Annotated in this window: 14 protein-coding genes; 11 read left to right on the top strand and 3 right to left on the bottom strand. The window is 64.4% G+C overall.

From position 1 onward, the window contains the following. Window positions 1-55 precede the first annotated feature (55 nt). The 11 genes from QM797_RS24840 to QM797_RS24790 all read left to right on the top strand — a co-directional run bounded on the left by QM797_RS24840 (window position 56) and on the right by QM797_RS24790 (window position 12619). Window positions 56-1417: a neutral zinc metallopeptidase gene (locus QM797_RS24840; RefSeq protein ID WP_283278354.1), complete on the top strand. Its 1362-nt coding sequence runs from the start codon at window positions 56-58 to the stop codon at window positions 1415-1417. A gap of 55 nt (window positions 1418-1472) precedes the next feature. After that, window positions 1473-2078: a TetR/AcrR family transcriptional regulator gene (locus tag QM797_RS24835; protein ID WP_283278353.1), complete on the top strand. Its 606-nt coding sequence runs from the start codon at window positions 1473-1475 to the stop codon at window positions 2076-2078. Beyond that, entirely contained in the window at window positions 2075-3592 is a 1518-nt protein-coding gene (locus QM797_RS24830; RefSeq protein WP_283278352.1) for a flavin-containing monooxygenase, read from the top strand. Before QM797_RS24835 ends, QM797_RS24830 begins: the two co-directional genes overlap by 4 nt. After that, window positions 3589-5280 carry a GMC oxidoreductase gene (locus QM797_RS24825; RefSeq protein WP_283278351.1) on the top strand — a complete coding sequence of 564 codons (1692 nt, stop codon included), beginning with the start codon at window positions 3589-3591 and terminating at the stop codon, window positions 5278-5280. Before QM797_RS24830 ends, QM797_RS24825 begins: the two co-directional genes overlap by 4 nt. After that, a complete protein-coding gene (locus tag QM797_RS24820; RefSeq protein ID WP_283278391.1) occupies window positions 5280-5921 on the top strand; it encodes an acetoacetate decarboxylase family protein in 642 nt (213 codons plus the stop codon). The genes QM797_RS24825 and QM797_RS24820 overlap by 1 nt, the downstream gene beginning before the upstream one ends. A gap of 168 nt (window positions 5922-6089) precedes the next feature. Then, on the top strand, window positions 6090-7622 hold the full coding sequence (locus tag QM797_RS24815; RefSeq protein ID WP_283278349.1) for a catalase: 1533 nt from the start codon (window positions 6090-6092) through the stop codon (window positions 7620-7622). A gap of 144 nt (window positions 7623-7766) precedes the next feature. Then, window positions 7767-8240, top strand: a complete 474-nt coding sequence (locus QM797_RS24810) for a Dps family protein (protein ID WP_283278347.1) — start codon at window positions 7767-7769, stop codon at window positions 8238-8240. Window positions 8241-8319: 79 nt separating this feature from the next. Further along, window positions 8320-9012, top strand: coding sequence for an HAD family hydrolase (locus QM797_RS24805; RefSeq protein WP_283278345.1), 693 nt, complete (start codon window positions 8320-8322; stop codon window positions 9010-9012). Next, entirely contained in the window at window positions 9009-10808 is a 1800-nt protein-coding gene (locus QM797_RS24800) for a glycoside hydrolase family 15 protein (protein WP_283278344.1), read from the top strand. The genes QM797_RS24805 and QM797_RS24800 overlap by 4 nt, the downstream gene beginning before the upstream one ends. A gap of 29 nt (window positions 10809-10837) precedes the next feature. Continuing rightward, window positions 10838-11638, top strand: a complete 801-nt coding sequence (locus QM797_RS24795; RefSeq protein WP_283278343.1) for an SDR family NAD(P)-dependent oxidoreductase — start codon at window positions 10838-10840, stop codon at window positions 11636-11638. A gap of 9 nt (window positions 11639-11647) precedes the next feature. Beyond that, window positions 11648-12619, top strand: a complete 972-nt coding sequence (locus QM797_RS24790; RefSeq protein WP_283278341.1) for an LLM class F420-dependent oxidoreductase — start codon at window positions 11648-11650, stop codon at window positions 12617-12619. A 50-nt stretch (window positions 12620-12669) separates the two neighbouring features. Here QM797_RS24790 and QM797_RS24785 read toward each other — a convergent pair whose 3' ends face one another. Genes QM797_RS24785 through QM797_RS24775 form a run of 3 tightly spaced genes read right to left on the bottom strand, consistent with a single transcriptional unit; the run spans window position 12670 to window position 15067 of the window. Further along, window positions 12670-13425, bottom strand: coding sequence for an ABC transporter permease (locus QM797_RS24785; protein WP_283278340.1), 756 nt, complete (start codon window positions 13423-13425; stop codon window positions 12670-12672). Then, window positions 13422-14168, bottom strand: a complete 747-nt coding sequence (locus QM797_RS24780) for an ABC transporter permease (RefSeq protein WP_283278339.1) — start codon at window positions 14166-14168, stop codon at window positions 13422-13424. Before QM797_RS24780 ends, QM797_RS24785 begins: the two co-directional genes overlap by 4 nt. Beyond that, window positions 14165-15067 (bottom strand): ABC transporter ATP-binding protein, encoded by a 903-nt coding sequence (locus tag QM797_RS24775; RefSeq protein WP_283278338.1) that lies wholly within the window; start codon window positions 15065-15067, stop codon window positions 14165-14167. The genes QM797_RS24780 and QM797_RS24775 overlap by 4 nt, the downstream gene beginning before the upstream one ends. Window positions 15068-15104 lie beyond the last annotated feature (37 nt).

The raw sequence follows: 15104 nt of genomic DNA, 5'->3' as shown, positions 1-15104 counted from the left end.
AGTTGGGTGCACCTTCCAATCGATTTCCAATCCTTGCTGGTTAGCGTCTGCAGCCATGAGGTCAGTACTGAAGACGGTCGCCGCGGTCGGGGTAGTAGCGTTGACCTTGTCCGCATGTGGGGGTTCGGCGCAATCCGGAACCAGCACAACAGAATCGACGCCGCAGGCGGTCGCCGACGATGCGCCCGCAACCGCCGGAATGGTGGGCGATGCGTCCGATCCGGTGAACGAAATTGTCGCGGCCGCGATCGATGATCTGCAGTCGTATTGGGCCGAGCAGTTCCCCGCTGTGTACGGCAGCGACTACACACCCGTCAGCGGTGGCTTCTATGCCGTCGTCCCGTCTTCCGGCGATGTGCCGCCTTGCGCGTCGTCGGCAGACGATATCGCGGGCAACGCCTTCTACTGCCCCAGTGCCGACGTAGTGGCTTGGGACAGCGAGGGACTACTTCCCGATCTTCGGCAACGGTTCGGCGACTTCGTGATTCCCGTGGTGATGGCCCACGAATGGGGACACGCGATCCAGGCCAGAGCCAACTTCGAGGGCATGACCGTCACCAGTGAAATTCAGGCCGACTGCTTCGCCGGAGCGTGGGCGGCCCATGCGGTGTCCGACGCCACTGCCTTCGATCCGTCGCAGGCCGAACTCGACAGTGCTCTGGCCGGTTTCCTGTATCTACGTGATGAGCCGGGCAGTTCGGCCGAGAGCGATTCCGCGCACGGCAGCGGGTTCGACCGTGTCAGTTCGTTTCAGACCGGGTTCGACGGCGGCCCGATGGACTGCAAACCGTATGTCGACGGCTCGCCTCCCGTCCTGCAGTTGCCGTTCAGCAGCCAGTCCGACGCCGATCGGGGCGGCGACGCTCCGCTCGAGCAGATCATCGACGGTGTTCCGAAAGATCTCGAGGACTACTGGAGCGTGCTCTTTCCGGAGCTGACGGGCCGGCCGTGGGAGCCACTGAAGCCGGTCGTTGCATTCGACCCGTCCGATGCTCCCGAGTGTGGCGGCCAATCTGCCTCCGGTTATGTGCTGTTCTACTGCGTGCCCGACGACTACGTGGGGTTCGATGCCGTCGATGCGATGCCGCGGTTCTACGAGCAGGGTGGTGATTTCGCCGTCGCGGCGCTCATCGCGACGCAGTACGGGTTGGCGGGGATGGCCCACGCCGGGATCGACGCCGACACCCAGGACACGTCCTTGCAGGGCGATTGCTTTGCCGGGAGTTGGGCGGCCAGCGTACTGCTGCAGAACCGTCCCACCAGTGGATACACCCTCTCGCCCGGCGACCTGGACGAAGCGATCGCGTCGCTACTGCTCTTTCGCGGTGACGGGGACGAATCTCGTCAGGGCAGTGGGTTCCTGCGCGTCGAGGCGTTCCGGCACGGAGTGATGGACGGGGCCCAGGCCTGCATCTGACGACCCGAACGGAAACTTAAAGTCAGGCTGGACTGTTTGTTGTTTTACCGCTACTGTGCGAAGTGTGACTACCGACACAAGATTGAACGACGCCGAGCCGACCGGGCGTCGTACGCAGGCCGAGCGCACCGCGGGTACCCGCGCGAAGTTGCTCGACGCCGCGATCGACTGCCTCGTCGAACTGGGCTTCGCCAAGACCAGCACGCAGGAAGTAGCGCGGCGCGCCGGCGTTTCTCGGGGAGCGCAGCTGCACCATTTCCCGTCCAAGGAGTCGTTGCTGATCGCGGCCGTCGAGCACCTGGTCGACCGCCGACTCTCTGAGATCCTCGAAGCCGAACCCGATCCGGCGCGAGGGCCCGAGATTCTCGCCGACGCGTTTTCGGGGCCCCTGTTCTACGCCGCCCTCGAACTCTGGGTCGCGGCCCGGACCGATCCGGCGCTGCACGAGGCAATGATCCCCCTCGAACGACGCGTCGCCGAGGCAATTCAGGGTGGTGCCCAGATCGTCATGGGTAGCACGATGTCGCCCGAATCCATCGAGCTCAGTGTCGAACTCGCCCGCGGCCTGGCCGTCTCGGCATTGTTCCGTACTCCCGAGGCCGACGCGCAACTGCGCGAGCGGCTCCTTCCGATCTGGTCCGAAAAGGTGATGACGTCATGAGTCTCGAACAGCGCGTAGATATCCTCGTCGTCGGAGCCGGGTTCGCCGGTCTGGCGGCGGTGGCGAAGATACTCGCCGCAGACCCGGCCGCCGACGTCACCGTCATCGAGCGTGCGTCCGATGTGGGCGGCACGTGGCGAGACAACACGTACCCGGGGTGCGCGTGCGATGTGCCTACCTCGCTGTACTCGTTCTCGTTCGCGCCGAGCCCCGAGTGGAGTCACACGTTCGCGCGCCAACCGGAGTTGTTCGCCTACCTGAAATCGGTGGTGGAGCGGCTCGGATTGCAGCGCAGGATCATCACCGACTGCGAATTGCACAGTGCCACCTGGGATTCGAGCACCTCGCGGTGGTCGGTGCAGACGTCGAAGGGCGCAACGAGCGCGCGGGTGCTGGTTGCCGCCACCGGAGCGCTGTCGACTCCGAAGATTCCGGACGTACCCGGTATCGACACGTTCGGCGGCACAGTGTTCCATTCCGCCACCTGGAATCACGAGCACGACCTCACCGGTGAGCGGGTCGCCGTCATCGGCACCGGAGCGTCTGCGGTGCAGTTCGTCCCCGAGATCGTCGACCGCGCGCAACGGCTCACCGTCTTCCAGCGCACCCCCGCCTGGGTGATCCCGCGACTCGATCGCACCATCGGCCGGTTCGAAAGAACGCTGTACAAGAGGATTCCTGCGGCCCATCGCGCAGTGCGCGGCATCATCTACGGCTATCGCGAGGCCTACGTGACGGTTCTGGCCGACAACCCGTGGATGCTGCCCGCGGTGAAGGTCTTCGCGAAGGCGAACCTGAAGCGGCAGGTGAAGAACCCCGCGACGCGGGCCGCGCTGACTCCGGACTATGCCCCCGGCTGCAAAAGGCTTCTGCTGTCCAATGATTGGCTCCGGACGCTCGACCGTCCGGACGTCGATCTCGTGACGTCGGGCCTGACGTCGGTGACCGAGAACGGCGTGGTCGACGCTGCGGGTCGCAATCACGAGGTGGATACGATCATCTTCGCGACGGGGTTCACTCCTACCGAGCCGCCGGTGTCGCACCTGTTGCGTGGCAGCGACGGTCGCACCCTCGCGGAGCGCTGGGGCGGTAGCCCGCAGGCGCACCTGGGTACCACCGTCGCCGGGTTCCCGAACCTGTTCTTGATGTACGGCCCCAACACCAACCTCGGGCACAGCTCCATCGTGTACATGCTCGAGTCGCAGGCCAACTATGTGGTCTCGGCCCTCGCCGAGATGAAGGCACGGTCTGCAGTCGCGGTCGAGGTCGACGAATCGGCTCAGCGGCAGCACAATTCGTGGGTCGACTCCGCGCTGGACGGCACCGTGTGGAATGCCGGCGGCTGCTCGAGCTGGTACCTCGACGCCAACGGTCGCAACTCCACGATGTGGCCTACCTACACATTCCGGTTCCGCAACAAGACGCGAGAGTTCGATGTGTCGAACTATCGGATCGTCCCCGACACTCTCGAATCAGACAGCCCCGAATCAGACCACGAGGTGGTATCCGCATGAGCGACTACGACGTATTGATCATCGGCTCCGGTTTCGGCGGCAGCGTTGCCGCGCTGCGGGCCACCGAGAAGGGTTACCGGGTTGCGGTTCTCGAATCGGGTCGCCGGTTCGAGGACCACGAGCTCCCCAAGACCAGTTGGCGGTTGCGTAAGTACCTGTGGGCTCCGGCGTTGGGTTGCTATGGCGTGCAACGTATCCACCTGCTGCCCGATGTGCTGGTGATGGCAGGGGCCGGCGTGGGCGGTGGCTCGCTGAACTATGCGAACACGCTGTACCAGCCACCGGCGAAATTCTTCGAGGACCCGCAGTGGGGTTCGATCACCGACTGGCAGCGCGAGTTGAATCCGTACTACGACCAGGCGCGCCGGATGCTGGGCGTCGAGACCAATCCCACCATCACCCCCTCGGACAAGGTGATGAAGGAAGTGGCCGAGGACATGGGGGTGGGGGATACGTTCACCTCGACCCCGGTGGGCGTCTACTTCGGCGACCGCGGCCGGACGGCACCGGATCCGTTCTTCGGCGGTGCCGGGCCCGAGCGCACCGGGTGCACCGAATGTGGATCGTGCATGACGGGCTGCCGCGTCGGCGCAAAGAACACGCTCGTCAAGAACTACCTCTACTTGGCCGAACACGCCGGTGCGCAGGTTCTTCCGTTGACCACGGTGGTGGACGTGCGGCCGAACGGGTCGGGCTACGACGTGGTGACGCGTCGGACCGGCGGGAAGCTGCGACGCGGCGAGAAGACGATCACCGCCGATCAGGTCATCTTCTCGGCGGGCACCTACGGCACGCAGAAGCTGATGCTCGCGGCCAAGGAGAAGGGATCGTTGCCGCGGTTGTCGGACAAGATCGGCTCGCTGGTTCGCACCAATTCCGAGGCGGTGCTCGCCGCGACCGCGCGCGGCCGTGAGGTCGACTACCACGAGGGTGTGGCGATCACCTCGTCGTTCCATCCCGACGATCACACTCACATCGAGCCGGTGCGATACGGCAAGGGCAGCAACGCGATCGGACTGCTGCAGACGGTGCTGAGCGACGGCGGCGGCAAGATGCCCCGAGTGCTCAAGACCCTCGGAGTCGCCCTGCGCCATCCGGGCGCTGCGGTGCGGAGCCTGTCGGTGCACCGGTGGTCGGAGCGAACCGTCATCGCGTTGGTGATGCAGACCGACGACAACTCGCTCGAACTCGGATCGAAGAAGGGCCCGTTCGGTCGCCGGCTCACCAGCAGGCCCGGTGCGGGCGATCCACCGCCGCAGTGGATTCCGCAGGGGCACACGGCGATCAGGTTGCTCGCCGACAAGATCGGCGGCGATCCGGGCGGTTCGATCGCGGAGATCGTCAACATTCCGATGACCGCGCACTTCCTCGGTGGCTGCGCCATCGGTGACTCACCGAAGACCGGTGTGATCGACGGCTATCAGCGTGTCTACGGCTACGACGGATTGCATGTGCTCGACGGCTCGGCCGTCAGCGCCAATCTCGGCGTCAATCCGTCGCTGACCATCACTGCGCAGGCCGAGCGTGCAATGGCGTTGTGGCCCAACAAAGGTGAGCCCGACAAGCGACCGACTGCAGGGTCCGGTTACGTGGAGGTGGCACCCACTCAGCCGGTCCGCCCGGTGGTACCGGTGTCTGCGCCGGGTGCGCTGCGGCTTCCGCTGACCGTGGTGGGGAGGGATTCGTGATGTGGAGCGTGCCCGAGTCCGAGACCGAGCGCACCGACTGGCCGGTCAGCCCTGCGGCCCCATGGCCGGCCAACGTCCGGGCCACGATCTGGTGGCATCGAGCACGGTCGTCGGAGTTCGGTCCGTCCGGCGTCGCAACCCTGCCGATCGCAATGGCCATGGTGGTCGATTACCTGACGTCACCCGTCGGTCCGTACCGCGAGATTCTGGCGAGTCCCGTTCTGCGCCGAGACGTCGGCCGCACTCCTCGGATGGCGGTTCCGTTCATAGCCGTCGATTCCGCTAGGTCCGTGCACGGCGGTAGAACCAACTGGCATCTGCCCAAGGTGCTGGCCGAGTTCGACGGCGATGTATTGGGCAAGGCCGGAGTGAGTAGCGGCGAATGGTCGGTGCATACCGATGCTCGCGGTTACGGGCCGCAGTTTCCGATGGCCGGCTCCATCGGGTTCGCGCAACCGGTGGCCGGCGGTTCTGCGGTCGGGGTCTCGAGCTTGAAAGGAAAGGCCAGGTTGGCGAGGGTGCAGGTGGAGGCCTCGGGGCCGACGCTGAGCCGCTGGATGCCGTCGGGCACCTATTTCGGCCTGCAGATCGTGTCGGGTTCGATGCGGACCGGTGAAGCGCGGTTGGTGCCCTTTTCTTGACTTAGTCCAGATTGATGGCATGCTCGAAGGGACAGACGTCGTCGCGCAAGGGGTTTATCTCGCAGCCGTGCGAGGCATCCCATCAGGGAAACGGTCCAGCGTCCGGCCGTGCAGCGTCGTTCCCGGGACAGCCCTCCCGGTTTTACTTCAGCCATCAGGAGGCTTCGTATGACCAAGCCGATCACCAATAAGCCCACCACCAGCAACTCGGGCATCCCCGTGCCCAGCGACGACCAGTCGCTCACCGCCGGAACGCAGGGGCCGATCCTCCTGCACGATCACTACCTGATCGAGAAGATGGCGCAGTTCAACCGCGAGCGGGTACCGGAGCGCGTCGTCCATGCCAAGGGCGCAGGTGCGTTCGGTGAGCTCGAAATCACCGGCGATATCAGCAAGTACACCAAGGCCAAGGTGTTGCAGCCCGGAGTCAAGACCGAGATGCTGGCACGCTTCTCCACCGTGGCCGGCGAGCAGGGCAGCCCCGATACCTGGCGCGACCCACGCGGCTTCTCGCTGAAGTTCTACACCGACGAAGGCAACTGGGACATGGTGGGCAACAACACCCCGGTCTTTTTCGTCAAGGACCCGATCAAGTTCCAGGACTTCATCCGCAGCCAGAAGCGCATGCCCGATTCCGGCCTGCGCGACAACAACATGCAGTGGGATTTCTGGACTCTTTCGCCCGAGTCGGCACACCAGGTGACCTGGCTGATGGGTGACCGCGGCATCCCGAAGTCGTTCCGCCACATGGACGGATTCGGTTCGCACACCTACCAGCTGATCGCCGAGGACGGCACGAAGACCTGGGTGAAGTTCCACTTCAAGACCGATCAGGGTATCGACTTCCTGACGCAGGACAAGGCGGACGAGGTCGCGGGTACGTCCCCCGACCATCACCGTCAGGACCTTTTCGGATCCATCAAGAACGGCGACTTTCCCAGCTGGACCCTCAAGGTGCAGCTCATGCCGTACGACGATGCCGAGAACTACAAGTACAACCCGTTCGACCTCACCAAGGTCTGGTCGCAGAAGGACTACCCGCTGATCGAGGTCGGCAAGATGACGTTGAACCGCAACCCGGAGAACTTCTTCGCTCAGATCGAGCAGAGCTCGTTCGAGCCGTCGAACACCGTGCCCGGCGTCGGCTTCAGCCCCGACAAGATGCTGCTCGGCCGGGTCTTCTCCTACGCCGACGCGCACCGATACCGCATCGGAGCGAACTACGCGCAGCTGCCGGTCAACGCCCCGAAGTCCGAGGTCAACTCGTACTCCAAGGACGGCAACATGCGGTACTCGTTCAACTCCCCGGAGACGCCCGTCTACGCACCGAACTCGTTCGGCGGCCCATCGGCGGACACGAACAAGTACGGCGACGACGGAGCGTGGGACTTCGAGCCACGCTTCGTACGCACCGGGTACATCGAGCACCCCGAGGACGGCGACTTCGTGCAGGCGGGAGCCTTGGTCCGCGAGGTCATGGACGACGCTCAGCGTGAGCGTCTCGTCGGAAACATCGTCGGGCACGTCCTCAACGGCGTCAGCGAGCCCGTCCTGAGCCGCGTGTTCGAGTACTGGACCAACGTCGATCCAGAGCTCGGCAAGAAGGTCGAGGAAGGTGTTCGGTCGCAGCAGGACGAGACCGCGCCGACCACGGGTGCAGGCGCGATCGACGATCCTGCCGACGAGGCCGCGAAGGTCTGATTCGATTGAACCTGGGATCGGCGTCACAGCGATGATGGCGTCGAATCGGAACAACGTGGGCCCACGTGCCGTTGTGTAGTACAGACGAAAGAACAATAATGGTGTGCGATGCATACCGTCGTCCAACGGCAGGGAGGCCACATCATGACGAACCCCATCACCAGCACCCTCGACGCAGGTCAGCAGAAGATTGCCGGCGACGCGCTCCAGGGAACCGTGGTCGATCTCATCGACCTCTCGCTCATCGCCAAGCAGGCGCACTGGAACGTGATCGGCAAGAACTTCCGTTCCGTGCACCTCGAGCTCGACGAATTGGTCACTGCTGCACGTGAGTTCACCGATCAAGCTGCAGAGCGTGCAACCGCCATCGGAGTAAGCCCCGACGGCCGTGCAGCGACCGTCTCCTCGACGGCAGGCACCAAGGGCTTCGGTGCCGGATGGACTCAGGACAGTGAGGTAGTCTCGGCCGTCGTCGACAACCTCGCCGCGGTCGTCGAGCGTCTTCGTGGACGCATCGCCGATACCGGCGAAGCCGATCCGGTGACGCAGGACCTGCTCATCGGCATCACGGCGCGGCTGGAGCAGCTGCACTGGATGTGGCAGGCCCAGGCCAGCTGACGTTTTCCACCCGACAGGCCCCTCGCACTCAGCGGGGGGCCTGTTGTTTGCCTGCATCACCCACGGGTATTCGAAGGGCATGCCTGCTTTCACACCGACGGTCGATGCGGTTCTGCTCGACATCGACGGCACGCTCGTCGATTCCAATTACGTGCATGTGTACGCGTGGTCCCGCGCATTCCGTGACGCCGGGCGCGAAGTGCCGTCGTGGCGCGTCCATCGGAGCATCGGGATGGACGGGTCGAAGCTGCTGGAGACGCTCGTCGGGTCGTCCGACAGTGCGGTGGCGCAGGAAGCGAAGAAGCTACACGGCGAGTACTACGCAGATGCCTCGTCCGATCTCGAAGTGCTCCCGGATGCCCGTGAACTGTTGGCGGACTTGAATACCCGTGGACTCACCGTCGTGTTGGCCACATCTGCCCCCGAGAGCGAGCTCTCGACACTGCGTGATCTGCTCGACGTCGAGGACTCGGTTGCCGTCGTGACGTCCGGTGAGGATGCGGAGGTGGCCAAGCCCGAGCCCGATATCGTCGCGGTGGCGCTCGAGCGCGCCGGTGTAGTGGCAGAGCGTGCCCTGATGGTCGGCGACAGTGTGTGGGACATCGAATCGGCCGGACGGGCGGGAGTACGCGCCATCGGTGTGCTGAGCGGCGGGATCTCACGCAGCGAATTGCTCGACGCGGGAGCAGTAGCAGTGTTCGACGACCCCGCCGATCTGCTGGCGAACATCGAGACCAGTCCCGTCTACTCCGATGACAAGGCAAGTGCTTGAGCGAGTTCCGCAAGCCGCACCCCAGGGTCGACGGTTACGTCCCCATCGAGAGCTACGGCGCGATCGGCGACGGCCGGACCGTGGCGATGATCGCCGACGACGGCCGCATCGATTGGTTCCCGGTTCCGAATCTCGATTCACCGCCTCCGTTCGCGGCGCTGCTCGACGCGCCACACGGCGGTTACATCGAACTCGCGCCGCGAGACGAATTCACCGTCGAGCGTGAATTCGTCCCCGGCACCAACGTTCTGAGCTCCACGTTTCGTACCGACGCCGGCACCGTGCGGATCACCGACTCGCTCAACACCGGTGTGGCCGGACGGTTGCCCTGGGTGGAGTTGGCGCGTCGCGTCGAGGGCCTCGACGGCAGCGTCGAGTTGACGTGGGCGGTCGCGCCGGGCACCATGCTGGGGATTGCCTCGCCGTGGGCGTACGACACCGAACACGGTACCGTCCTGCGCGTCGACGGATTGACCTTGGCGGTAAGGACATTGGGCATAGAGGACGTGCAGCTCGCGGACCGCGACATCAGCGGTGCCCTCACCACACACCCGGGCTCTCGGCACGTACTCGGCGTAGTGGGCACCGAGAACGAACCGCTGCCGCTGCCGGATCCGCAGCACCTCGACGAGGGAATCGACCGGACCATCGACAATTGGCGTGTGTGGTCCGACGAGTTCTCGTACGAGGGGCCATGGGCGGAGCATGTCGCTCGCAGTGCGCTGGCGCTGAAGTTGTTGCTGCACAGCCCGTCCGGTGCCATTGCTGCCGCCGCGACAACCTCACTGCCCGAGAACCGCACCGGTGGTAAGAACTGGGACTATCGCTACGCGTGGGTTCGCGATGCTGCGTACACGATTCGCGCCTTGCAACGTTTCGGGCTTCGTGAGGAAATCCATGCGGCGGTGGCGTGGCTCCTGAAAGTCATCCGATCCAACGATCCCCTGGTCAACGTCTTCTACACCCTCGGCGGCGAATTGCCCGGCGGGACCAAGCAGCCCGACGTACCCGGCTGGCGAGGCATCGGGCCTGTGGTGAACGGTAACGCTGCGGCAGATCAACTGCAGCTGATGATCTTCGGGGATCTGTTCTCGATCATCCGGCAGTACGTGGACGCGGGGAATATCCTCGACGCGCAGACCGGTCGACTGCTGGCCACCATCGCGGACGAGGCGTGCGATTCGTGGCAGCGCAAGGACGCCGGAATTTGGGAGCTCGAGGACGAGCAGCACTACACCAGCTCCAAGCTCGGGTGCTGGCAGGCGCTGGACTGCGCGGTGCACTTGGCGGAGGCCGGCGAGATCCCGGGCATCCCGGATCGATGGAAGGCCGAGAAGGAATGCATTCGGCGCTACATCGAGACGCAGTGCTGGTCGGAGGAACGGCAGGCCTACCTGGCCTACCCGGGAGCCGACGGACTCGACGCGTCGGTGCTGCTGGCGGCCGAGATGGATTTCGATCGCGGAGAACGTCTTTCGTCGACCATCGATGCGCTCGTCGACGAGCTGGGTGCCGGACCGTTGATGTACCGCTACAGCGGAGTCGCCGAGGAAGAAGCGACCTTTGTGGCCTGCGCCTTCTGGCGGGTGTCGGCGTTGTCGTGCGTCGGCCGAGACGACGAAGCCACAGCTCTGATGGACCAGCTGGTGGAGCTGTCCAACGACGTCGGGTTGTACAGCGAGATGATCGATGCTTCGGATGGGTCGTTTCTGGGTAACTTCCCGCAGGGCTTGAGCCACCTGGCCCTGGTGAACGCGGCGCTGACCATTGCGCGCTCGCACGACGCCACAGCCTGACAGCAATCTCTTGGACAAGGTGGGATTTCATGGATTTGGGAATCGACGGTAGGACAGCACTGGTGACCGGAGCAGACTCCGGTATCGGCTGGCACACCGCGAAAATGCTGCTGGCCGAGGGTGTTCGGGTCGTGATCAGCGACAAGGATCAGACCTCGCTCGACGACGCAGCAGCGCAGCTCGAAGCACCCGATGGGCAGTTGTTCGCGTTCGCTGCGGACGTGACCGACACTCAGGCCGTCGAAAACTTGGCGGCGCAGACACAGCGTGCCGTGGGCGACATCGACATCTTCGTCCAGTCATCGGGGGTGACGGGCGCGCAAGGACTGTTTCACGAGATCGACGAGGAGGGGTGGAGTTCCACCCTCGACATCGACCTGATGGGTCCCGTCCGGCTACTGCGGGCATTTCTGCCCGCACTCCGCCGCGGCGGCTGGGGGCGCATCGTCTTGCTGACCTCCGAGGACGCCGTGCAGCCGTACGACGACGAATTACCCTACTGCGCAGCCAAAGCCGGGGTATTGGCCCTCGCCAAGGGACTCTCGCGCAGCTATGCGTCGGAGGGGTTGCTGGTCAACGCAGTCTCTCCCGCGTTCATCCACACCCCGATGACCGACGCGATGATGGACAAGCGCGCCGACGAGAAGGGCACCGACCGTGACGGTGCCATCGAGAGCTTCCTCGACGAGGAGCGTCCGTACATGGAACTGGGACGTCGAGGTGAGCCCGAGGAAGTCGCCGCGGTGATCACATTCCTGTGTTCGGATCGTGCGTCCTTCGTCAACGGATCCAACTACCGAGTCGACGCCGGTTCCGTCGCAACTATCTAGGAGACACATATGACCAATTTCGGATACACGCTGATGACCGAGCAGAGCGGCCCGAAGGAGCTGGTTAAATACGCCGTCGGTGCCGAGAAAGTCGGCTTCGACTTCGAGGTCAGCAGCGACCACTATTCACCGTGGCTCTCGTCCATGGGTCACTCGCCCTACGCCTGGACGACGCTGGGTGCGGTGGCGCAGGCCACCGAACGCGTCGAGCTGATGACGTACGTGACCTGCCCGATCATCCGGTACCACCCGGCCGTCGTCGCGCAGAAGGCGGCCACGCTGCAAATTTTGGCCGACGGGCGCTTCACCCTCGGCCTCGGCAGCGGAGAGAATCTGAACGAGCACGTCGTCGGCGAGGGATGGCCGTCCATCGACAAGCGGCAGGACATGTTCGTCGAGGCACTCGAGATCATCAGGGCACTGCACGCCGGCGGCTTGGTCACCTATGAGGGCAAGCACTTTCGCGTCGACTCCGCGCGGATCTGGGACCTGCCCGAAGGCGGCGTGCCGATCGGTATCGCGGCCGGCGGTGAGAAGGCAGTGGCGCGGTTCGCCGAGTACGGCGATCACCTCATCGCCACCGAGCCGGACGCCGATCTCGTCAAGGCCTGGTCGGACAACCATGACGGCCCCGCACGGTCCATCGGCCAGATCCCCATCTCCTGGGATCCCGACAAGGACGCCGCCATCGATCGCGCACACGATCGATTCCGCTGGTTCGCCGGTGGCTGGGCCGTCAACGCCGATCTTCCGACCACGGCAGGATTCGCCGGAGCCACCAAATTCGTACGGAAAGAAGATGTGGCCGAGACGATTCCGTGTGGACCGGACCTGGACGCCATCGTCGAGGCCGTGAAGCCGTACTGGGAGGCCGGGTACACCGACATCGCCCTGGTGCAGGTGGGCGACGAGACCCAGGAGCGCTTCTTGGCCGAGGCCGCAGGCCCGCTGCTGGAGAAGCTGCGCGCAGCGTCCAGCTGAGCACAACCGACGAGACCCCGGTCGAGACCGTCGATCGGGGTCTTGCGCTGTCACTGAACGTGAATGTCCTTGCGGTCGAGTGCCCTGCCGGTCAGTGCGACGACTACGACAGTGAGCAGTGCCGTGGCCGTCAGGACCGACAGTGCGGCCCCGGTGGTCAGCGAACCGGAGTCATCGAAGGTTCCGGAGGCCATTTGGGTTGCGCGAGTTGCCAGTGCATAGGGCAACACGAAAATTGCCCCGGTCACCTCGGCGGTGAGGAGGAACACCGATATGCCGGCCCCGACGAGAGCGATGGCGATCGGCACCGCGAACGATCTGATCGCCATCGACAGACCGGATTGCAGAGCCGCCACCGGTAGCGAACCCACCACGGCCAGTGCACTGGTCGCGAAGAGCTCGGAAGGGAGCATGCCGTCGAGCGCGAAGACCACCTTGCCGAGAACGACGACGGCTGCCAGCATCACTATGTTCATGACCGCGGTCAGCGTCGCCACCACAGCCGTCTTGGCGATCACGATGCGCGCCGACGGAACCGGCCCACTCATCAGGGCATTCCAATTCCCTCCTCGGTGTTCGAATTTCCAGGCCAGCGAGGCAATTACGGCAACGCCGAGTGCGAGTGGGAACAGGCCGTAGAACACGACTGTGCGCAACCACAATGTGCGCCATCCCTCTGCCAACTCTGCGCCCGACGCGATCGTGTTGAACGTTCCGACCCCGGCGATGATCAGCGGGAGGAGAACGACGACTGCCCATGCCTGCGAGCGCCTGAGCTTGATCAGTTCGGCCGAGAACGCGTTCATGCTCGTACCTCCTGTCGATCGAGTCGAACGGTCATGAGCCAGAACAACACTGCCCCGACGGCGCCGAGGGCGGCGATGCTGGCGTAGGACGGGTTCAGCGTCACCACCTGCTCGCCTCGGTAGTCGGCGGCAGATGCCAAGGAGTAATACCCCCACGGCGTCAGGTGGGCTGCCCAGGACGGGAATCCGGAGGCGCAGATCGCGATGACGGTACCCACGATGCCGATTCCCAGCGCGACCAGTTGGTTGTCCACTCGCGCCGAGATCAGCAGGTGCAGAGCGAGTACCACGAGGTTGGCCGTCACTGCCGCCGCCGTGTAGCCCAACCACAGGCCGGCAGGCAACGGTTGGGTCACTCCGATGGCGGTCCCCAGAAATACACCTGCAGCACTGGCCGCCACCGTCGCGCCGCCGACAACGAGGCCCGTGGAGACGAGCTTCGCGCGAACGAGTGCCCCGCGGTCGGCTCCATTGGTCTGGTTCAGCAGCCAGCCGTTGGACTGGTGCTCGACTTCCACTGTGCGGCTGGCCATCACCGCGATCAGCAGCGGCGACGCGATGGGGATGGCAAGGGACAGACCGGCCAGTGGCAGTGCCCAGGACACTGCTGTCGAATCGTTCGACGTCGCCGCGGTGAGAGCGCCGACGACGGTCAACCCTACGATCGCGGCGACCAGCAGTGCGGCGATCGCGCCGATGTGCAGGTGCTTGAGTTTGGCGAATTCGTTGCGTACCGTAGTCACAATCGGCCGCCCTTCGTCAGATTCCTGAACACGTCTTCGAGCGATTGATCGTCGCGCCGAACGCCGTAGACGCCTGCGTTTGCGCCGACGAGTTCCGCCACCACCTGTGCGGTACCTCGATCGTCGATGCCGGACAGTCTCAACGTGTGGTCGTCGATCCGAACCGGGAACCTTTGCTGCAGAACCGAACTCGCGCGATTCGGATCGATCGCGTCGATAAGTACGTCCGGAGTGGAGGCAGCGAAGAGCTCGTCGCGGGTGCCTTGGAAAATCAAGCGGCCCTGGCTCAGGATTCCCAGCATGTTTGCCGTTTTATCGATCTCGCCGAGCAAATGGCTCGAGACCATCACTGTCACACCGTGTTCGGCGAGGTGACGGAGCAGGCCGCGGATCTCCTCGATGCCGGCCGGGTCCAATCCGTTGGTGGGCTCGTCCAGGATCAGAAGCTGTGGTTCGCGGGCGAGCGCCATCGCGATGCCGAGGCGCTGTTTCATCCCCAGCGAGTAGTTCTTCACCTTCTTGTCCAGGTGTTCCTGCAGCCGGACGGTGGCCACTGCCCGGTCGATCTGTTCGGCGTGCAGTCCGAGCGAGCGTTGCACGATGCGAAGGTTTTCCGCACCCGTGAGATGTCCGTATCCGGGTGGGGCTTCGATGAGTGATCCGATGTGTGAGAGCAATTCGCGGCGGGTGCCGTGATTCATCGGTCTACCGAGGATCTCCACCTCACCGGAGGTCGGTCGAATCAGTGACAGCAGCATTTTCATGGTCGTCGACTTGCCCGATCCGTTCGGACCGAGAAAGCCGTAGACGCAGCCCTCAGGAATGCGAAGGTTCACGTCGTCGACGACGGTGTGTGTGTCGTAGCGCTTGCCGAGGCTGTGAGTTCTGACGATGTCCATGCTTCGACTCTGGCGCGTCGATCATGGAGAGTCGTCG

Origin of the sequence: Rhodococcus sp. IEGM 1381, assembly GCF_030056795.1 — a bacterium.
Classification (GTDB): domain Bacteria; phylum Actinomycetota; class Actinomycetes; order Mycobacteriales; family Mycobacteriaceae; genus Rhodococcoides.
This window is presented reverse-complemented; position numbering and strand designations above follow the sequence as displayed.